The 22372-nt window shown below is 41.4% G+C and carries 11 protein-coding genes; 10 read left to right on the forward strand and 1 reads right to left on the reverse strand.

The annotated features are described in order from the left end of the window. The first annotated feature begins 5 nt into the window (after nt 1-5). The 5 genes from AAFN64_RS09325 (at nt 6) to AAFN64_RS09345 (ending at nt 4050) form a co-directional block, all read left to right on the forward strand. Entirely contained in the window at nt 6-926 is a 921-nt protein-coding gene (locus AAFN64_RS09325) for a hypothetical protein (RefSeq protein ID WP_347760222.1), read from the forward strand. Nucleotides 927-969: 43 nt separating this feature from the next. Next, complete coding sequence (locus AAFN64_RS09330) at nt 970-1770, forward strand: endonuclease/exonuclease/phosphatase family protein (protein ID WP_347760223.1); 801 nt, start codon at nt 970-972, stop codon at nt 1768-1770. A gap of 48 nt (nt 1771-1818) precedes the next feature. Continuing rightward, on the forward strand, nt 1819-2325 hold the full coding sequence (locus AAFN64_RS09335) for a hypothetical protein (RefSeq protein ID WP_300487075.1): 507 nt from the start codon (nt 1819-1821) through the stop codon (nt 2323-2325). A gap of 249 nt (nt 2326-2574) precedes the next feature. Further along, nucleotides 2575-3306, forward strand: a complete 732-nt coding sequence (locus AAFN64_RS09340; protein WP_347760224.1) for a PAS domain-containing protein — start codon at nt 2575-2577, stop codon at nt 3304-3306. Between the two features lie 99 nt (nt 3307-3405). Beyond that, a complete protein-coding gene (locus tag AAFN64_RS09345) occupies nt 3406-4050 on the forward strand; it encodes a response regulator transcription factor (protein WP_300487069.1) in 645 nt (214 codons plus the stop codon). A gap of 3 nt (nt 4051-4053) precedes the next feature. On the opposite strand, the gene AAFN64_RS09350 is transcribed toward AAFN64_RS09345, so the two are convergent. Then, the gene (locus AAFN64_RS09350) at nt 4054-7020 is read right to left on the reverse strand and encodes an ATP-binding protein (RefSeq protein WP_347760225.1); all 2967 of its coding nucleotides are present in this window, start codon (nt 7018-7020) and stop codon (nt 4054-4056) included. 271 nt (nt 7021-7291) lie between these two features. On the opposite strand from AAFN64_RS09350, the gene AAFN64_RS09355 reads away from it, so the two are divergent. The 5 genes from AAFN64_RS09355 to AAFN64_RS09375 all read left to right on the forward strand — a co-directional run bounded on the left by AAFN64_RS09355 (nt 7292) and on the right by AAFN64_RS09375 (nt 22320). Next, complete coding sequence (locus AAFN64_RS09355; protein WP_300487063.1) at nt 7292-8239, forward strand: helix-turn-helix domain-containing protein; 948 nt, start codon at nt 7292-7294, stop codon at nt 8237-8239. 21 nt (nt 8240-8260) lie between these two features. Next, on the forward strand, nt 8261-9313 hold the full coding sequence (locus tag AAFN64_RS09360; RefSeq protein ID WP_347760226.1) for a helix-turn-helix domain-containing protein: 1053 nt from the start codon (nt 8261-8263) through the stop codon (nt 9311-9313). 247 nt (nt 9314-9560) lie between these two features. After that, nucleotides 9561-19394: a gliding motility-associated C-terminal domain-containing protein gene (locus tag AAFN64_RS09365; RefSeq protein WP_347760227.1), complete on the forward strand. Its 9834-nt coding sequence runs from the start codon at nt 9561-9563 to the stop codon at nt 19392-19394. Nucleotides 19395-19444: 50 nt separating this feature from the next. Next, the gene (locus AAFN64_RS09370; protein WP_300485258.1) at nt 19445-20359 is read left to right on the forward strand and encodes a type IX secretion system membrane protein PorP/SprF; all 915 of its coding nucleotides are present in this window, start codon (nt 19445-19447) and stop codon (nt 20357-20359) included. Between the two features lie 14 nt (nt 20360-20373). Beyond that, entirely contained in the window at nt 20374-22320 is a 1947-nt protein-coding gene (locus tag AAFN64_RS09375; protein WP_347760228.1) for an OmpA family protein, read from the forward strand. Nucleotides 22321-22372: the final 52 nt, after the last annotated feature.

Genomic DNA, 22372 nt, shown 5'->3' on the forward strand with positions numbered 1-22372 from the left:
ACATCATGAAACAAAAAATAATACTTTCGATTGTCCTGACGCTATCCTTATTTTCGATGTCCTGTATTGAAAATATACCCGATACTACCGAAAAAGAACAACCGGTTGCCAGTGAAACACCGGAAAGAATCAAGCCAACAGAAAATTATAATATCAGTATTTTTTTGGATTTGTCCGACCGGATCGATCCGATAAAGCACGCTAATAAAACAATGGACTATTATCAAAGGGATATTCGGTATATCAAGGCTATTTCCGAGGCTTTTACCGATCATGCCAGTAAAAGAAAAATAAATCAGGTTAACGATAAATTGCAGTTGTTTTTTGACCCGGAGCCTAAAAATACCAAAATCAATGCGATATCCGAAAAACTTAAAATCAAGCTGGATAGAAACAATATCTCCAAAGAAAAATTAAATGAAATACGAAAAATCTATGCAAACTTTCCAATCCAGATTTACGAATTGGCGATAAAAGATAAAGCCTATGTCGGTTCGGATATTTGGGGGTTCTTTAAAAACAAGGTAGCCGATTATTGTATTGAGGAGAATAGCCGTAATATTTTGATCATTCTAACAGATGGTTATATTTTTAATAAAGGATCCGAATTAAAAAACGGAAACAGAACGAATTACCTGCTTTCGAAGACAATTCGCAACAATAAGCTGAATGATGCTATGTGGAAAGAAAAAATGGATGCCGGTAATTTCGGATTTATTAAGGCTGCAAACAATTTGTCGAATCTGGAAGTTTTGGTTTTAGGGATCAATCCGGATACAAAGAATACAAATGAAGAAGCAGTTATTATAGAATACTGGGAAAAATGGCTTAAAGAAATGAAAGTGAGTAACCCTAAAGTGAGAGGTGCCGAATTACCATCGAATATGGAAAAAATAATTAAAGATTTTATCGATCAGAAAAAATAACCGGATAAGAAGTGTTGTATTGATTTTTTAATTGAAAAATGATATGAGGTATAAAATCTTCTTTGTTATCCTGCTGTTCACTTGTCTTGCTTCCGCCCAGGTAAAATTTTGCAGTTGGAATTTATCCGATTTCGGAAAACGAAAACAGCCGGCAACCATTGCTTTTATAGCGAATACCGTCAAGGAATATGATGTGGTAGCGATTCAGGAAGTCGTAGCGGGATTTGGCGGCGCACAGGCGGTTGCCCGATTGGCTACGGCACTCAATCGCACCGGCGACAAATGGGATTATGCGGTGAGCGCACCAACGACCGGATCGTCCTATAAAACCGAACGCTATGCGTTTCTCTGGAAAACAGCCCGTATCAGGAAAGTAAAAGCCGAATTGGATCCGGTTTTGCAACTGGAAATCGATCGGGAACCGTATTACGGCACATTTTCCTATAAAGGAAAGTTATTTACGGTGGTCAATTTTCACGCGATCACCAAAAGCCGGCAACCCGAAACCGAAATCAAACATTTTAAAAAAATCCCATTGCGATTATCGGAGCATAATTTGGTATTTGCCGGTGACTTTAATTGTCCGGAATCCCATACCGTTTTTAATCCGTTAAAGGGAATGGGCTTTCAACCGGTGTTCCGGAATCAGAAAACCTCGCTTAGACAACGTTGCATAGCACAGGATTGTCTGGCATCGGAATTTGACAATATTTTTTATAATTCTAAGAAGATTAGATTACTAAATAAAAAAGCGCATCTTTTTTATACGGAATTCGAAAGTCTGGCACTGGCCCGAAAAGTTTCCGATCATATTCCGATTGGTTGTACTTTTTTGCTATTGTGATTTGAAGCAAATTATCGGTAACGGATATTCAAATAAAAAACAAAACCCATGAAAACAAAATTACGCTATTATCTATTTTGTATACTTATTCTGGTGTCTTGTCGGGATAAAGAGCTTCTGTTAAACGAAGAAACGGAAACAATTCCCGCCGGACTGATGGCAACGCCTTCGAAAGTAGTCGCGATAAACGAACCCGATACAAGCCTTAACGGTGACTATTGTGCTACGGTATCGATTAATGATCCGGAAGCCAAAAATGCGTCCAAACACAATCTGACGATCAAAGTGGAAAAAGGATATCTAAAAGAAATCCGGAATGAAGATCATACGGTGATACAAGACTTTCAGGGTGTCTTTTTTAATGACGACAGGTTTACCGAGTTTCAGACAAACGGACTGGAATACCGGATTAGTATTCTGGCAACGCTGGAGGAATGTTATAGTGGTGAATTAAAAGGTTTTTCGGTGCGCTGTAACGGAATAACCCAAAAAGGGAAACAATGTAAAAACAGAACATTACACGCGAGTAAACTTTGTGTGCATCATCGGGAATAAATAAACGGATGATTGAAAAAGGACTTTTGAAGACTTTCAACGGACTTTTATTCTGTCTTTTTTATGCTTTTTGTAAAACGCTGTGTCGTGATTTTAAGAGTAGTTTTTTGTTAAGTATGTTTTTTGTCTTAAAAAAAATGAAGAAATATAACGAATCGTAGTTGTTTTGGGGTTACATTCAATAATCGTTAAAAAGATGCCTTTTTTAAGTCGGACAGCGGTTGCATTTTGTAAATTTGTTTTTAGGGGATGAAGTTTGTAACTTCATTATTGAGCAAATTACAATCGACGATTTTTATAATGCAAAAGAGTATAAAGGATCTTCGGATTTTACTGGACAAGAATTCGGAAGATAGCAGTTTTAATATTATTTCTTCAATCACGGACATCAAAGGAAATATCATCTATGCCAACCAGAAGTTCTGCGAAATTTCTAAATATGAGGAAACGGAATTACTGGGAAAAAACCATCGGATACTAAACTCCGGGCATCATCCGAAAACGTTTTTTAAAACCATGTGGAAGACTATCGGTAACGGTAATGTATGGGATGGTGAAATCCGAAACAAAGCAAAAGACGGAAGTTATTATTGGGTATATTCGATAATCTTTCCGGTTTTTGACGTCCATAATAAAATTACACAGTATTTTTCAATTCGCGTTCCGATTGATGAGAAAAAGAAACTGGACGAACAACGCGAAAAAAGAATCCGAAGACTGGAAAAAATTCTTTTTAAAATATCCCATGAAGTACGACAACCGGTTACGCAGATTTTAGGCGTGTCCGACCTGTTAAAAGAAACACAGTTAAATCAGGAGGAGTTGCGAATGCTGATTGAGGGAATGAAAGAATCGGCAGATCTGTTGAATTTATATACGCGCGAGCTAAATCAATATGTACATAAAATGAAAAATGAAGAGTACGAATTGTTGCTTGCAGCCAGCGAAAATCCGGATGGCAGTTATTTTACCAATTTGTAGTAAACGACGGGATAATTGATACACTTTTTAGGGTTCCTTATATAAAGAACGGAATAAAAAAATATATCTTTGTAAGGAAACCAACCTCCTCCCATCCGCATGACTTCCGAATATAACATACTGATAGCCGATGACCATAGTGTGGTAAGACAGGGCGTATCGTTGATCCTGAAATATTCGCTACCGAATATCATTATCAACCAGACCGATACTCTAAACGGGGTTTTGGAAAAAATGGTTGTAACTACTTTCGACCTGATTATTCTGGATATCAATTTACCCGGAGGCAATAATGTTTTGATGATCGAAAAAATCAGAGGAATCGATCCAAATGTGAAAATTCTGATGTTTTCGGCTTTTGAAGAAGACCTGTATGCGATGCGGTACCTCAATTCGGGAGCCAATGGTTATCTGAATAAATTAGGGAACGAAGAAGAAATTGTCGAAGCGGTTCGGAAAGTAATGACTACCGGAAAATATATCAGTGACAGTCTGAAAGACAAACTGATCAACGACCTGTTAAACAATGTTTCGCAAACCAATCCGCTCGAACGACTTTCCAACAGGGAGCTGGAAATTAGCCGATTGCTGGTGAACGGTTACGGGAATCTTGAAATTGCCAATCATCTCAATATCCAGATGTCGACGGTTAGTACTTATAAAGGCCGGATTTTTGAAAAACTGGATATCAAAAATGTCGTTTCTCTGGCCGATCTCTTTAAACTTTACGAAGAAAATAGTTAAAAACTATTGCTTTAGATTTAAGGTAATTGTGGTTCCTTTTCCGACTTCACTTTCCAAAGTGATATCTCCATAAACCAGATGTAACAACTCTATAATAATATGGAAACCGATTCCTTTGGTAAACTGTTTCCGGTCGTTTTCGGATTTCATCTTCTGAGCCAGTGTCTGGTAATATTCCAACATTTCCGCATGCATACCACATCCGGTATCGGTAAGGATAATACGGATGGAATCACCGTCCTGAACCGCACTAAAACGAATCGTTCCGTCGACCGTATTTTTTATCGCATTATCCAGCAGATTGTGTAAAATGATCGTAAAAAGCTGTTTGTTGAGGTTGAGATAAATAGCGTCTGAAATATTGTTTTCCAATACGTTGCGTTTGGATTTTGCAATCGGATCGAAGAGTTTTATTTTTTCATTGATCAAATCACGAAGTACAAAAGCCTCATTTTGTAAATTGTCTTTATTCAGATAGATTTTAGAATATTCCAACAGGTTGTTTACAAAGTGGTACAATTCGAACGACGACGTATACATGGTTTTGATATTCTCCTGAAAATCGGGATTATCGCGATCCAGATTTTCATACAGATATTTCCCGGTTAAGGCCATGTATTTTAGCGGACTTTTAATGTCGTGGGTAATGGAGCCGATGAGTTTTTTATGCGAATGAATCTGTTCACTCAGATCCGTTTGTGTTCGTGTAAGTGCGGTAATCGTACTTTTTAATTCGGCAGTGCGGTGTGAAATCCGTTTTTCGAGTAACAGGTTTCGGTGGCGAATGTATTTGGTACGCTGACGGAATCCGTAATAAATCAATAAAGAAACCGTGAGTATTAGCAAACTTTTAAACCATGTTGTTTGCCAAAAAGCCGGAGGAACTATAATCGTGATCGTTTTATAATCGTATTGCGAATCGAATCCTCTTAATTTACGAGCGGTTAACGTATATTCACCCGGATATAAGGTGGTATAGGAAATGGTATGATTGTCGTTGGTTTTTGTCCAGTTCTGATGTACATCGTTTCCATCCAGACGGACTTCAATAGTGAGGTTTTCCGGGTTACCGTAAAACGGACTGTTAAAGGAAATGACCACACGACTAAAATCCCGGTTTATAACGAGTGTATCGTTAAAAGTAACCGAGCGATCGTCCACTTTAGCCTCGTTACTATAAATCGGATTGGTCGGTAGGATAGGAGTAACCTTTTTACTGTCGAAAAAAGTGAGCCCTTCAAAAGAGGGTAAGGCTATATAACCATTGGGAAGATTGGTAGCACACGGGAAGCAACCACCATTAAATTCATTGGTGCTAAAACCGGAACTTTTATTGTAATAATGATAATAAATGGTTTTTTGTTTTTTGTCGGCATAATCAAACAGACTTTGTCGGGAAATCTGAAACAATCCTTTGTTCGTGGGAATCCAGATAAAACCTTTCTGGTCTTCGACTACACAATGTGCCGAACGGATATACTTGTTTTTGTCGAAAGGGAAGTGAGTGGTTCCCTGGTGATTCCGGATCAGAAATAAACCATTATTATAGGTATATACCCAGATATTATTCCGATCGGAACAATGAATACCACGAATATACGATTCGCCTATAACGCTGTTTGGTGTGATGTATTTGGTTTCCGTATTCATATGGTACAATCCGGAAGGAGAGCCAATCAAAACTCCGGAATTCCTATCTTTGTAGATACTGTTCGGTGAAAAATTCAGATCGGCAATAGGAACGAGTTTGGGCGCTATCGCATTCGGATCAATTACATATAATTGTCCTTTTTTATACGTCTTACTGTCGGTGGTTCCAATCCAGATCCGGCCTTTTTCATCTTTATAAACCGCACTCATAAAATACTGAAGCGTCCAACGGTCGGAAGTAGTATAATTGGTGCTTTTTTTATAACGATACAGGTTACGGATATCCAATGTCCAAATGTCACCGTTATTATCGATTACCGAAAAGAACTTTTCACCTTTTAATGGAGGTGTGAGATGTTTAATCGTTCCTCTATAGTCTATAATTTGTCCTTTTCCGGTCAATACGCGGGTCGAATCGAATAAAACATTAGAGTACGTCACCGGATCCTGTTCGTCGACATAACTTTTAAAATATTCCGGACGGATAATTAAAAAACCTTTGGTAAGGCTACCCAGGTAGAGGATGTTTAATTTGGTGTTGTAATAGAATGCATGTACTTTTTGCTTTTCAACATCAAAATTGGATAGGATCAATTTTTTATGCAAACCGTTTTGATCGGCTGTCAGATAATACAGTTTTTGATTGGCATACAAAAAGGCCTGATCAACGGCATTATTGATATAGATACTACCGTCTTCTTCAGTTTGTTGATCAATTCGTGTCGGAACCAGCTTTTGAGGGGTAACTTCAAAATACTGCTTTTTACTTTTCAGATAGAGTGTATTGTTCAGGACAAACAACTCCGAATCGAGTGACAGTTTATGCGGGTAACCGCTAATCCGTTTTTTAGTGCTCACCGAGAAATAGCTGATACTATCCGGATAAAACTGAAATACTTTATCTTTGATCAAGACATCATAACGGCGGTAATATTTAAAAAAAGAAGCCGATATTTTGATGTTATTACCAAACAATCGCCCGGTTTCATTTAACGCATGAATGTCTTTTCCGTCTTTGTAATAGAGTTTCGGATCGGTTTCAATTTTTAAAATCTGACCGAGATCATTACTAACATAATTGCCTTCTCCGCTGTATAATTTTTTAGCAAATTTCATCCGGTTGGATTTCAACCCTTTGATGTTTTCACTGTTGTAGACTTTAAATTGTTGACCGTCAAAACGAACCAAACCGTCTTCGGTTACCAGCCAGATAAAACCAAGTTTATCCGGAACGATCGATTTAACACTGTTTTGTGGCAGCTCTCCATTGTCGGAAGTATACCATTTATAAGAGCGTTCCTGCTGCCCAAATGCTGGCATTGTGCTGATTATAAATAGTACTAAAAGACGTGAAAAAAGAGTCATAGGAACGGTTTTGACAATCTGATCCTGTTCGGGTTGTCGGAGAAGGTTCAATATTACAAAAAAATAAACAAGATTTACAGACTGTTTTTGTAGAAATAATTCTACATATTCGATAAAGAATCCGTACAAAGGAATTGTTTTGAACTATAGATATTTGTATTCCCCAAATTTTAGAATTGATAACTAGTGCTATGAGAATGTTGAAGTCAATCCTAAATACAAGATTATGTATATCAAAATATTGTTTGATAATGCCCGACTAAAAGGTGTTTTAAAGCTTATTTTAATACTGTCGATTGTGCACTTTGCATCTTTCTACTGGAATCAGCGTGTACCGTTCGGACTGCTTTACGGTCCGTTATTGCTCCTGATTGTTCGTAAAATGGAACCGGTTAAACTTTGGATACACACACTTCCTTTTTTTATTTTTAGCGGAGTGTATCTTGTTTTTAAAGTGGATGCTGTTGCGTTTGGCGGCTGGCAATTGTATTATACGATCTATCTGTTGGCGTTGGCTATTTCATTGTGTTCGTATGCCGTAGCAGTGACGGTTGCAAGCAAAAAAGAACATCCGGCTCCGGTTTTTGAAAAAGAATTTCTACAAGTATTAGCATACGGTTGTTATTTTGCCGCTTTATTAGTAGTCCTTCTGGCGCTCCGCGTTGGGTTTGGAATATTGGATTTTGGATTTGATCCGGTTTCGATGTTGTTTTTTCAACTGGGGCTTTTTAGTGTTCTGATTCTGATATTTCTGGTATTTTACGGGAAAAAAGAAAAGGGAATAAGAAAATCAAAAGGAAGTCAGGCGATATTGCCGGGTATCGATGTGTCTACCTCTTTGGCTTATATGGAAACCCTCGAAAAATGTGTCCGCGAAACCAATATTTACCGCAATCCGGATATTTCGCTCGAAATGCTTTCTACCGAAACAACAATCCCGAAACATCATTTATCGCAATTGCTAAACGGTTGTCTCGGGAAAAATTTCTACCAATATATAGCGGAATTGCGAATCGAATATGCCATTTCCTGTCTGAAAGAAGATTCCGGAATTAAGATCGAATCGTTGGCCTATGATTGCGGATTTAATTCCAAAACGTCCTTTAACCGCTATTTTAAAGAGTATACCGGCTATTTACCGTCTTATTATAAAATAAAAGTACAACATTTATAAGCAGACGATATTATGCTCTTTATGTTATTAACACTGGTGTTTGGCTGTAACGCCCTTACACTATATGTAATTCTGAAAACCCAATCCGATAAATTATTTGATAAAGTTATCCGCTATGTGGTATGGATTTCTTTATTCCATTCGGCCTACGCCTTTTTGTCCCGCTATTATTTTGAAGAGTTGTCATTTATCGATCGCGCGGCACCGTTTGGATTGTTGTATGGTCCCATGTTGTTTTTCCTGTCGTTTTCGAATCACGAAAAATGGTTAAGTCGGAGCAACGTTATAAAACATGGGAGTCCGTTTTTGGTGGCAACGATTGGCTATGTGATTTTTTTGATTTTTCCGGAATGGCGCCGCGATTACGGATTGTATTATTTTGAAATACTCTATTCCGGTGTGGTGGTATCGATGGTTGGCTATGTTTTATATATTTTCTTAAACCATAAAAAGGCTATTTCTGACAACCACGTTAGAAAGTTGATCAACTCAGGAGCGACATGGTTACTGTTAATTGCCAGTTTGCTTGCCAGCATTATTGTTTCAAAAATACTCCGAAAAGAAGACATCGGTTCGTTGCTTCCGGGAATTATAATCTATGGAGCGATGTTGTTTGTTTCCTTTCTGATTTTTAAATATTCCATCAATAACCTGTTGGCACAAGCCGGAGTGAAAGAAGAATTGGAAGAAACGGTTCCGCTCTCGGCTCCGCGGCAATATCAAAAATCGGCACTCACAGTTGAAATATTAAGGGAATACGAACAAAAGCTCAACACGATAATGGAAACGGAACAGGTTTTTCTCGATACCGAACTTTCTTTGGAAAGCCTGTCCCGAAAAGTCAAAATTCCAAAACACCACCTGACACAATTATTCAATACAAAAATCAACCAGACTTTTTATCAATACATCAATACCTACAGAATAAATCATTCCTGCAAATTACTTTTGGAAGAGCCGGAAACGAACCTGGAAGAAATTGCATTTAAAAGCGGATTTAATTCCAAAGTGACATTCAACCGTTATTTTAAAAGTCAGATGGAATGCACTCCGTCGGAATACCGACAACCCTAAAAAAATTAACGCAAAACAATAACCAAAAACCGGATCGAAAATCCGGTTTTTTTGCACCCGTATTTCTACGTGATTTTTTACGGTTTATTTATAACTAATTGTTAAACAGTGTTTTGTAAATTTTTATACACGTTTCAATCGTGTGGGAAGTACGTCATGCCACACGATTGAAACGTTTTACCCTTTCGGTTTTTAGAATTTCGCACTTGCAAAATCTTACAAGAGAGTAAAATTAAAAACCAAAAAAATGAACGAAAATTACAGTTATAGCGACAAGAATTTGTCCTATCGACAGGGAAGTAGTTGTATTCAAATGTTGTTTTTCAACATGAAAAAATACTGCTTCTTGTTCTTTATTTTTATGATTACCGGTTTATGGAATGTAATGTTTGCCGATGGTAGTAAGGATTTTTATCCTTCGGGTGCCACCGGGAACCGTGCGTTTTTATACAGTAATCAGTATGAATCTGGAGGGACAACCATACGGTCCTGGCCTTTTAAAACATTGGGGACGCATTATGTGTATGCAAAAGTCGGCGAAACGATTGCTGCAGCTTCCAGTGCACAAGGCGTGGGCAATGGTAGAATCCGACTAACGGCACCGGATGGTACGGTTTATCTTTCGGCAAACAATGCCATTGGTAGAATCGCGAGCAGAGCCGAAGAGTTAGCCGGGCCTTTATACTCGGGACAGGCAACGGGAGCTAACCGCTACCAGCCTTATACTACCGTAGTAACAGCCGGAAACGAAGGAATCTGGAAAGTAGAATTTTTGCCGTCGGGATCGGAAACGAGTTCGTCTACACCAAGTGTAACGGACATTGCGGCCGATGCTAACTGGACACAGGGAACCAATACCGAACTGATTGCCGCCTGGGATGTATCGGTACGGAACAGTGCCAATTCGGCCTGGGTTAACGGAAGGGTATATACCAATATCCTAAACCTGCATATCTCAGGATCTTCCTTTTTGGCGAATAAGGCTTTTTACGGAAATATGTATGTCTTAACACGCGATGGTATTGCGTATCGTGTGAGTAATAATGGTTCGAATGGAGTAGGATTTACCTTCTTCGTAAACAATAAAGGCTTCCTGACCGCTTCGGGAAACCCTTCGTATAAAAGTTTGGATATTTCAGATCCGACCGATGCGCAATTCCGGATCCACGATCCGAGAAGTGCGGATTCCGGGTCGAATGTAACTCATAAAATTTTCTACTCAAAACCGGCGTTGGATTTACCAACAAGTGCCAGTATGAGTGGCGGAACCACAACCTGGTTAAAAAATTCGGTTTTAACGCCAACAGCGTCCAATATTACCTATACCGGAGTGGAAGGAACACCGGATTTATCGGGTAATAAAGGCGCGTATATCGGTTTTGATTCAAATCTGGCCGGTACCTACAAAATTGAGATTCTGGGAGGTTTTCCAACAAGAACAATCACAGGAAACTGTATCGTAGGAACCAATACCGTATTTTGGGACGGTAGAGACGGAAATGGAAACATCCTTCCGGCGGGAACGAATATCGGGGAAATTCGTGTACAATTATTTGGGGCAGAAGTACACTTTCCGTTTATCGATATGGAGATTAACCCGGGAGGAATTATTATAGAGCAGCTGGATAACAGCTACAATTTATTTACACCAAACCGAGATCTGGTATATTGGGATGATAGCGATATCTCTGGAGGTATGGCAACACACAAGTCGAATCCTACGGCGTCCGGAAGCAATGGAATTTCCAGTAATACTAACGGTCATAAATGGGGCTTGTACACTTCCGGAAGTAGCGGAAGTGGAAACAGTGGAACCGGATCGTCGAGTTTCGGAAACGAAAAATCAATGGATACCTGGAGTTTTGTACCGGGAGCCGTTGTGGTAAAAAATCTGGACCTCGTAGTTGCTGCTGCCGATCTGGAAGTAGTGAGTATTGTACCGTCGACTACAACGGTTATTGCCGGACAGAATATGCATTATACGGTAACCGTATCCAATAACGGACCGAGTGCCGTAACCGGAGCCGGTTTTAACTTTATTGTACCGGCTGGTTTTACCATTAGCTCGGTAACCTATGTTAACAGCCAGGGAACGGTTGTCGTGGTAAACGGAACAATCGATCCGGTTACTGGCAACTATTCCGCGAATCTGAATATGACCAATGGCGGACAAGTGGTGTTTACCATTAATGGAACCGTTGGCGCATCTGCAGGCGGACAAGCCTTAACAGTGGAAGCCAGTATTATACGACCGGCAGACGTTACCGATCCGGATGCAACCAACCCGGGAACCAATCCACCTACGGATCCGCATTTGGAGTGTTTAAACGGTACGGCTGTGGAGAATTGTAATAATATTAAATACAATACCATTACGCCGACAGTTTCGGCCGACTTGGCTGTAACCAAAACGACTGCAACCATGGCACCATCGGTAGGGGATCAGATTGTCTTTACTATTGTGGCGACAAATAACGGAGCCGGAAATGCTACCGGTGTTCAGGTTGTGGAACAGTTGCCAAGTGGTTATACATATGTATCTGCAACAACCACCGGAGGAACGTTTAATAACGTAACCGGATTATGGACGATTGGTAATATGACCAATGGACAGTCGTATACTTTGACGCTTACAGCTACAGTAAACGCAACCGGAACCTATACCAATAGTGCGGTTATTTCAGGTAATGAAAGTGATCCGAATTTAACAAACAATACATCCACAATTACACCAACACGTGCAATTAGTGTGATCAATGCAGAAAACGATTCGGCTACCAACATCAACGGAACTACAGGTGCAACGAATGTTGTCAATGTATATACGAATGATACGTTAAACGGAACCGCAGTAGTTCCATCGGAAGTGATCTTAACGACTACAGTACCAAATCCGAATTTAGTTTTAAATCCAAATGGAAATGTAGACGTAATTCCGGGAACACCGGCAGGAACCTATACATTGACGTACCAGATTTGTGAGGTATTAAATCCAACAAACTGTGATACAGCGGTAGTAAGTGTAACGGTAGTGCCACCGGCGATTGACGCGGTGAATGATTCGGCTACGAACATCAACGGAACTACAGGTGCCACGAATGTTGTCAATGTATATACGAATGATACGTTAAACGGAACCGCAGTAGTTCCATCGGAAGTGATCTTAACGACTACAGTACCAAACCCGAATTTAGTTTTAAATCCAAATGGAAGCGTAGACGTAATTCCGGGAACACCGGCAGGAACCTATACATTGACGTACCAGATTTGTCAGGTGTTAAACCCAACAAACTGTGATACGGCTGTTGTAAGTGTAACCGTAGTACCACCGGCGATTGACGCAGCGAATGATTCGGCTACCAACATCAACGGAACCACAGGTGCCACGAATGTTGTAAATGTGTATACGAATGATACCTTAAACGGAACGGCAGTAGTTCCATCGGAAGTCATTTTAACGACTACGGTACCAAACCCGAATTTGGTATTAAATCCGAATGGAAACGTAGACGTAATTCCGGGAACTCCGGCAGGAACCTATACATTAACGTATCAGATTTGTCAGGTGTTAAACCCAACAAACTGTGATACAGCGGTAGTAAGTGTGACAGTAGTACCACCGGCGATTGATGCAGCGAATGATTCGGCTACCAACATCAACGGAACCACAGGCGCCACGAATGTTGTAAATGTATATACGAATGATACGTTAAACGGAACGGCAGTAGTGCCATCGGAAGTTATTTTAACGACTACAGTACCGAATCCGAATTTGGTATTAAATCCGAATGGAAACGTAGACGTAATTCCGGGAACTCCGGCAGGAACGTATACGTTGACGTATCAGATTTGTCAGGTATTAAACCCAACAAACTGTGATACAGCGGTAGTAAGTGTAACGGTAGTGCCACCGGCGATTGACGCAGTGAATGACTCGGCTACCAATATCAACGGAACCACAGGTGCCACGAATGTTGTAAATGTATATACGAACGATACTTTAAACGGGACGGCAGTAGTTCCATCGGAAGTAATCTTAACCACTACAGTACCAAATCCGAATTTAGTTTTAAATCCGAATGGAAACGTAGACGTAATTCCGGGAACTCCGGCAGGAACCTATACATTGACGTATCAGATTTGTCAGGTATTAAACCCAACGAACTGTGATACGGCTGTAGTAAGTGTAACGGTAGTGCCACCGGCGATTGACGCAGCGAATGATTCGGCTACCAACATCAACGGAACCACAGGTGCCACGAATGTTGTCAATGTATATACGAACGATACTTTAAATGGAACGGCAGTAGTTCCATCGGAAGTGATCTTAACGACTACGGTACCAAACCCGAATTTAGTTTTAAATCCGAATGGAAATGTAGACGTAATTCCGGGAACACCGGCAGGAACATACACCTTAACGTATCAGATTTGTCAGGTGTTAAACCCAACAAACTGTGATACAGCGGTAGTAAGTGTGACAGTAGTACCACCAGCGATCGATGCATCGAATGATTCGGCTACAAATATTAATGGAACCACAGGTGCGACGAATGTTGTAAATGTATATACGAACGATACGTTAAACGGAACCGCAGTAGTTCCATCGGAAGTGATCTTAACGACTACGGTACCAAACCCAAACTTGGTTTTAAATCCGAATGGAAACGTAGACGTAATTCCGGGAACTCCGGCAGGAACCTATACATTAACGTATCAGATTTGTGAGGTATTAAACCCAACAAACTGTGATACGGCTGTAGTAAGTGTAACAGTAGTACCACCGGCGATCGACGCAGCGAATGATTCGGCTACGAACATCAACGGAACCACAGGTGCCACGAATGTTGTAAATGTGTATACCAACGATACCTTAAACGGAACCGCAGTAGTTCCATCGGAAGTGATCTTAACGACTACGGTACCAAACCCAAATTTAGTTTTAAATCCGAATGGAAATGTAGATGTAATTCCGGGAACTCCGGCAGGAACCTATACATTGACGTACCAGATTTGTGAGGTATTAAATCCAACAAACTGTGATACGGCTGTTGTAAGTGTAACCGTAGTACCACCGGCGATCGACGCAGTGAATGACTCCGCTACCAACATCAACGGAACCACAGGCGCCACGAATGTTGTAAATGTATATACGAACGATACTTTAAACGGAACGGCAGTAGTTCCATCGGAAGTAATCTTAACCACTACAGTACCAAACCCGAATTTAGTTTTAAATCCAAATGGAAGCGTAGACGTAATTCCGGGAACTCCGGCAGGAACCTATACATTGACGTATCAGATTTGTGAGGTGTTAAACCCAACAAACTGTGATACAGCGGTAGTAAGTGTAACAGTAGTACCACCAGCGATCGACGCAGCGAATGATTCGGCTACGAACATCAACGGAACCACAGGTGCGACGAATGTTGTAAATGTATATACGAATGACACCTTAAATGGAACCGCAGTAGTTCCATCGGAAGTGATCTTAACGACTACGGTACCAAATCCGAATTTGGTTTTAAATCCGAATGGAAATGTAGATGTAATTCCAGGAACACCTGGTGGAACGTATACGTTGACGTATCAGATTTGTCAGGTATTAAATCCAACGAATTGTGATACAGCGGTAGTAACGGTTTTTGTAATGGAACCGGAATTAACGTTAACAAAAGACGCAGCCAACGGAACCTATGATAGCGTTGGTGATGTGATCAACTATACTTTGGTAGTAACCAACACTGGAAATGTAACAGTTACCAATATTACGGTAACGGATACTAATGCGGATGCAGGTAGTATTTCCCCGGCAACTATTGCGACTTTGGCACAAGGACAAAGTGTAACGGTTACGGCAACCCATACAATCACACAGGCGGATCTGAATAATGGATTTGTTCGAAATTTAGCGACTGTTACCGGTCAAGATCCAACTGGAGGCCCGGTTACGGATGAATCGGAAGATCCAACAAATCCTTCACAACCTGGAGATAACGGATATGATTCCGGTTGTCCGAAATGTACGGTAACAACCCTGACACAAAACCCTGCGATTGCCTTAGTTAAAACAGCGGTGTTTAACGATACCAACGCGGATACTTTTGCACAGGTAGGTGAGACGATTACCTATACGTTTACAGTAACCAATACCGGAAACGTAACGGTTAACGGATTAGTGATCAACGATGCTTTATTAGGTGTAACCAACTTAGCGGTAACTCCGGCGACATTAGCACCGGGTGCTATCGGAACGGCCACAGCTACGTATACATTGACACAATCAGACATTAATAATGGTCAGATTAGTAATACGGCTATCGCAAGCGGTACGTCTCCACAAGGTAATCCGGTTCAGGATACCTCGGGAACGAGTACAACGAACGATACGCCAACGGTAACAACCTTACCGCAAAACCCTGCAATTGCCTTAGTAAAAACAGCGGTGTTTAACGATACCAATGCGGATACTTTTGCACAGGTTGGTGAGACGATTACCTATACGTTTACAGTAACCAACACCGGAAATGTAACGGTTAACGGTCTTGTGATCAACGATGCCTTATTAGGTGTAACCAACTTAGCGGTAACGCCAGCAACATTAGCACCGGGCGCTATCGGAACAGCTACAGCTACTTATGTATTGACGCAGTCTGATATCAATAACGGTCAGATTAGTAATACGGCTATCGCAAGTGGTACATCGCCACAAGGTAATCCGGTTCAGGATACCTCAGGAACGAGTACGACGAACGATACGCCAACGGTAACAACCTTACCGCAAAACCCTGCAATTGCCTTAGTAAAAACAGCGGTGTTTAACGATACCAATGCGGATACTTTTGCACAGGTTGGTGAGACGATTACCTATACGTTTACAGTAACCAACACGGGTAACGTAACGGTTAACGGATTAGTGATTAACGATGCGTTATTAGGTGTAACGAACCTTGCGGTAACTCCGGCTACATTAGCACCGGGTGCTATCGGAACGGCTACAGCTACCTATACGCTAACACAATCCGACATCAACAACGGTCAGATTAGTAATACGGCTATCGCAAGCGGTACGTCTCCACAGGGAAATCCGGTTCAGGATACCTCGGGAACCAGTACAACGAATGATACGCCAACGGTAACAACCTTACCGCAAAACCCTGCGATTGCTTTAGTAAAAACAGCGGTGTTTAACGATACCAATGCCGATACTTTTGCTCAGGTTGGTGAGACGATTACCTACACCTTTACAGTGACCAACACGGGTAACGTAACGGTTAACGGATTAGTGATCAACGATGCATTATTAGGTGTGACGAACCTTGCGGTAACGCCAGCAACATTAGCACCGGGAGCAATCGGAACGGCTACAGCTACTTATGTATTGACGCAGTCGGATATCAACAACGGACAGATTAGTAATACGGCTATTGCAAGTGGTACATCGCCACAAGGTAATCCGGTTCAGGATACCTCGGGAACGAGTACAACGAACGACACGCCAACGGTAACCACTTTACCGCAAAACCCTGCGATTGCCTTAGTTAAAACAGCGGTATTTAACGATACCAACGCGGATACTTTTGCTCAGGTTGGTGAGACGATTACCTACACCTTTACAGTGACCAGCACGGGTAACGTAACGGTTAACGGATTAGTGATCAACGATGCCTTATTAGGTGTGACGAACCTAGCAGTGACTCCGGCGACATTAGCACCGGGCGCTATCGGAACAGCTACAGCGACTTATGTACTAACACAGTCTGATATCAACAACGGTCAGATTAGTAATACGGCTATTGCAAGCGGTACATCACCACAGGGTAATCCGGTTCAGGATACCTCGGGAACAAGTACAACCAACGATACGCCAACGGTAACAACTTTACCGCAAAACCCTGCGATTGCCTTAGTAAAAACAGCGGTGTTTAACGATACCAACGCGGATACTTTTGCACAGGTTGGTGAGACAATTACCTACACCTTTACAGTAACCAACACGGGTAACGTAACGGTTAACGGATTAGTGATCAACGATGCATTATTAGGTGTAACCAACTTAGCGGTAACGCCGGCGACATTAGCACCGGGCGCTATCGGAACGGCTACAGCTACTTATGTATTGACACAGTCGGATATCAATAACGGTCAGATTAGTAATACGGCTATTGCAAGCGGTACATCGCCACAGGGTAATCCGGTTCAGGATACTTCAGGAACCAGTACAACGAACGATACGCCAACGGTAACAATCTTACCACAAAACCCTGCGATTGCCTTAGTGAAAACAGCGGTATTTAACGATACCAATGCCGATACTTTTGCTCAGGTAGGTGAGACGATTACTTATACGTTTACAGTAACCAATACTGGAAATGTAACGGTTAACGGATTAGTAATCAACGATGCCTTATTAGGTGTAACCAACTTAGCGGTAACGCCAGCAACATTAGCACCGGGCGCTATCGGAACAGCTACAGTTACTTATGTATTGACGCAGTCTGATATCAATAACGGTCAGATTAGTAATACGGCTATCGCAAGTGGTACATCGCCACAAGGTAATCCGGTTCAGGATACCTCAGGAACGAGTACGACGAACGATACGCCAACGGTAACAACCTTACCGCAAAACCCTGCAATTGCCTTAGTAAAAACAGCGGTGTTTAACGATACCAATGCGGATACTTTTGCACAGGTTGGTGAGACGATTACCTATACGTTTACAGTAACCAACACGGGTAACGTAACGGTTAACGGTCTTGTGATCAACGATGCATTATTAGGTGTGACGAACCTTGCGGTAACGCCAGCGACATTAGCACCGGGTGCTATTGGAACGGCTACAGCTACTTATGTACTAACACAGTCTGATATCAACAACGGTCAGATTAGTAATACGGCTATTGCAAGTGGTACGTCTCCACAAGGAAATCCGGTTCAGGATACCTCCGGAACGAGTACAACGAACGATACGCCAACGGTAACGATATTACCTCAAAATCCACAACTGGCATTTTATAAAGATGGCACGTATCAGGATACCAATGGCGATGGAATTGTAAATGTTGGTGATACGATTGCCTATACGTTTACAGTGACTAACACCGGTAATGTAACGATCACAAACATCACAATCAGTGATCCGATTGTAACGGTAACCGGAGGACCTTTAAGCAGTCTGGAGCCGGGTATGACAAATAACACGACGTTTACAGCGCTATATACAATCACACAGTCGGATATCGATGAAGGAGCGGTTTACAACCTGGCATTTGTGGAAGGTACGGCTCCGGATGGTAGTACGGTAGTAGAGGATTCGGAAGATCCGACACCTATTGATCCGAACGATCCGTTGGTAGATCCAGCGTGTCCGGATTGTACCGTAACACCGTTAATTCAGACACCAAGTATTGCATTGATCAAAACAGGTGTGTTTAACGATAACAACCACGATGGTATTGCTCAGGCCGGCGAAACGATAACCTACAGCTTTACGGTTACCAATACCGGAAATACAAGCTTGTCGAATGTAATGGTTACCGATCCGCTACCGGGTGTGGTGGTAAACGGTGGACCGATTAACCTGGCCGTAGGAGCAAGCGACAGTACTACGTTTACTGCGGTTTATGTGATCACTCAGGCGGATATTATCGCCGGTTCAGTAAGCAATCAGGCTTTTGTAAACGGAACGAGTCCACAGGGAGAGGTTGTAACCGACAGTTCGGATGATCATGACCTGGTAGGTAATAATCCAACCGTAATAAAAGTAGACGGTTGTACGATTAATGTGTTCAATGCGATTTCTCCAAACGGAGATGGAAGCAACGATATCTTATATATCGCCGGTATCGAATGTTATCCGAATAACGAAGTATTGATCTTTAACCGTTGGGGTGTTCAGGTATTCGAAACCAAAGGATACAACAACAACGATAAAGTATTCAAAGGATACTCAGACGGAAGAGCGACGATCAGTTCGTCCGAACCATTACCGGACGGAACGTACTTCTACATCCTGAAGTATACCACAGCCGATGGGGCGACACATGAGAAAAACGGATACCTGTATAGTAATAGATAAATGAAATCCCGGGGGAAATAAGTACCCCGGGTTTATAAAACAAAATAAAAATGAGAACAAAATTTATACTTTTCGTTTTACTGTTAACCGGTATCGGTGGATTTGCCCAGCAGGATGCTCAGTATACCCAATATATGTATAATACCATTAACGTTAACCCGGCCTATGCCGGTTCCCGTGGCGTGATGAGTATTTTCGGATTACACCGTACACAATGGGTTGGATTGGAAGGTGCGCCGGTAACAAATGCCGTGTCGCTAAATACACCACTTAATAATAGTAATCTCGGATTGGGTTTGTCGTTTGTAAATGACAGAATCGGGCCGGCGGATGAAAATGCGATTTCAGCAGATTTTTCATATACCATTAATACATCCGAACGCTTTAAATTGTCTTTCGGTTTAAAAGCCACGGCACATTTATTAAATGTCGACTTTACCAAACTGAATGTTTACGATTGGTCGGATCCGCGTTTTCAGAACAATATCGATAATAAGTTTTCTCCCAATTTCGGTGCCGGAATCTACTTGCATTCCGATAAAACCTATGTAGGAATTTCGGTGCCGAATTTTTTGGAAACCAAACATTACGACAAAAGTTCGCAATCGACAGCCAAAGAGAATATGCATTACTACCTGATCGCCGGACATGTGTTCGAATTGGGTTCCGATGTAAAATTCAAACCGGCTTTACTAACCAAAGTGGTAAAAGGAGCGCCGTTACAGGTAGACTTGTCGGCCAATTTCCTGTTGTATGAGAAATTTACCGCCGGATTGGCCTATCGTTGGGATGCGGCTTGCAGTGCGATGGTTGGATTTCAGATTACAAACGGTTTGTTTGCCGGATATGCTTACGATATGGAAACCACAAAACTGGCTGACTATAATTCAGGATCGCATGAAATTTTCCTGAGATTCGAATTGTTTAACAGAAATAACAGAATAACGTCTCCGAGATTCTTCTAATTAATAAAAGGATTATGAAAAAAATAGTATTGCAATTCGGTTTGATGATGTTGGTTTCGACCGGAGTCTATTCACAAAACGGGAAAATAAAAACAGCGAATAAGGAATATGATAATTATGCCTATATCGATGCGATTAAAACCTACGAAAAAATAGCCGACAAAGGCTATAAGTCAGTTGAAGTATTGGAAAAACTGGGCGATTCCTATTATTTTAACGGGAAATTGGATCAGGCTGCAAAATGGTATGGCGAATTATTTGCACTGTCGCAGGATGTGGAAGCGGAATATTATTACCGCTATGCGCAATCGCTAAAATCGGTTGGCGATTATGAAAAAGCGAACCGGATGTTGGCAAAATTCCATGAAAAAAACGCCAGTGATGTCCGTGGAAAAATGTACCAGAATCAAACGGATTATCTGGAAGTGATTAAACGAAATTCAGGACGATTTACGATCGATAATGCCGGAATCAATTCACAATATTCCGATTACGGAAGTGCTTTTTCCGGTGATAAAATGGTATTTGTCTCGGCTCGGGATACCTCTGGTGTATTTAGTAAAAGAGTACACACCTGGACCGGAGAATCGTTTACCAATATGTATGCGGTAACGATCAATCAGGACGGTTCGTTGTCACAGCCGGAACGTTTCGCGAAGGAAATCAATACCCGTTTTCACGAAGCCACACCGGTTTTTACCAAAGATGGGAACACCATGTACTTTACCCGTAATAACTTTAACAACGGAAAGAAAGGTAAAGATAATGCGAAAACAACCTTGCTAAAAGTTTACAGAGCGACGTTAAAAGACGGAAAGTGGACAAATGTAACGGAGTTACCGTTTAATAGCGACAGTTATAGTGTGGCGCACCCGGCTTTAAGTCCGGATGAAAAAACACTGTATTTTGTTTCGAATATGCCGGGAACCTTAGGACAATCGGATATCTTTAAAGTCGAAATTAAGGCCGATGGAAGTTTTGGGACACCACAAAATCTGGGACCAACCATCAATACACCGGGTAGGGAAACCTTTCCGTTTGTGTCGGAAAATAACGAATTGTATTTCGCTTCCGACGGCCATTTAGGTTTGGGCGGACTGGATATTTTTGTATCGAAACCGGCTAACGATGGTACCTATAAAAAGGTAATGAATATTGGTGCGCCGGCGAATAGTCCGAAAGATGATTTTGCTTTCTTGATCAATACGTCTACCAAAAAAGGATTCCTGACCTCAAACCGCGACGGCGGACAAGGAGCGGATGATATTTATACGTTTATCGAAAACATACCGTTGCAATATGCCTGCGAACAGTTGTTGGCTGGCGTAGTAACCGATTCGGAAACCGGTGCGCCTTTGCAAAATGCTACGGTTACTTTGTTTGACGAAAACTTTAAAGTGGTAAAAACGATCACGACGGATGCCAACGGAAATTACAATTTCGGAGAAGTGGATTGCAAACGCAAATATTTTGTAAAAGCCGAATTACCGGCCTACAATACCCGCGAAATTAGTGTGATCATTCCGGAAACGTCGGGAACTACCAACTTACCGGTTGCCTTGGATAAAACCGTTAAACCGGTACAAACAGGTGATGATTTAGCGAAAACATTCGGAATCAAAATCATCTATTTCGATCTGGATAAATGGAATATCCGTCCGGATGCCGCGGTAGACCTGGCGAAGATTGTAGAAGTGATGAAAGACTATCCGAAAATGAAAATCGATGTACGTTCGCATACTGATAGTCGCCAAACACATCAATATAATGAACGTTTGTCTGATAGAAGGGCAAAATCGACCATTGCATGGATGGTGAAACAAGGCATTGATCCTTCCCGTTTAACCGGGAAAGGTTATGGTGAGACACAACTGCTGAACAAATGCGCCGATGGCGTGCCGTGTTCCGAAGCAGAACACCAGCTAAACCGGAGAAGTGAATTCATCATTATTTCAATGTAAGACAATAATAGATGAGTTTAGGACAATTAGTATTGTTACTCCTGCTTGTTTT

Source organism: Flavobacterium sp. CAU 1735, from assembly GCF_039888695.1.
Classification (GTDB): Bacteria; Bacteroidota; Bacteroidia; order Flavobacteriales; family Flavobacteriaceae; genus Flavobacterium.

What these genes read in the sequence shown, in the direction of transcription:
- AAFN64_RS09350 (WP_347760225.1), bottom strand. Translation starts at nt 7,020, where the DNA reads ATGCCAGCATTTGGGCAGCAGGAACGCTCTTATAAATGGTATACTTCC.
- AAFN64_RS09375 (WP_347760228.1), top strand. Translation starts at nt 20,374, where the DNA reads ATGAAAAAAATAGTATTGCAATTCGGTTTGATGATGTTGGTTTCGACC.
- AAFN64_RS09340 (WP_347760224.1), top strand. Translation starts at nt 2,575, where the DNA reads ATGAAGTTTGTAACTTCATTATTGAGCAAATTACAATCGACGATTTTT.
- AAFN64_RS09365 (WP_347760227.1), top strand. Translation starts at nt 9,561, where the DNA reads ATGAACGAAAATTACAGTTATAGCGACAAGAATTTGTCCTATCGACAG.
- AAFN64_RS09345 (WP_300487069.1), top strand. Translation starts at nt 3,406, where the DNA reads ATGACTTCCGAATATAACATACTGATAGCCGATGACCATAGTGTGGTA.
- AAFN64_RS09370 (WP_300485258.1), top strand. Translation starts at nt 19,445, where the DNA reads ATGAGAACAAAATTTATACTTTTCGTTTTACTGTTAACCGGTATCGGT.
- AAFN64_RS09355 (WP_300487063.1), top strand. Translation starts at nt 7,292, where the DNA reads ATGTATATCAAAATATTGTTTGATAATGCCCGACTAAAAGGTGTTTTA.
- AAFN64_RS09335 (WP_300487075.1), top strand. Translation starts at nt 1,819, where the DNA reads ATGAAAACAAAATTACGCTATTATCTATTTTGTATACTTATTCTGGTG.
- AAFN64_RS09360 (WP_347760226.1), top strand. Translation starts at nt 8,261, where the DNA reads ATGTTATTAACACTGGTGTTTGGCTGTAACGCCCTTACACTATATGTA.
- AAFN64_RS09330 (WP_347760223.1), top strand. Translation starts at nt 970, where the DNA reads ATGAGGTATAAAATCTTCTTTGTTATCCTGCTGTTCACTTGTCTTGCT.
- AAFN64_RS09325 (WP_347760222.1), top strand. Translation starts at nt 6, where the DNA reads ATGAAACAAAAAATAATACTTTCGATTGTCCTGACGCTATCCTTATTT.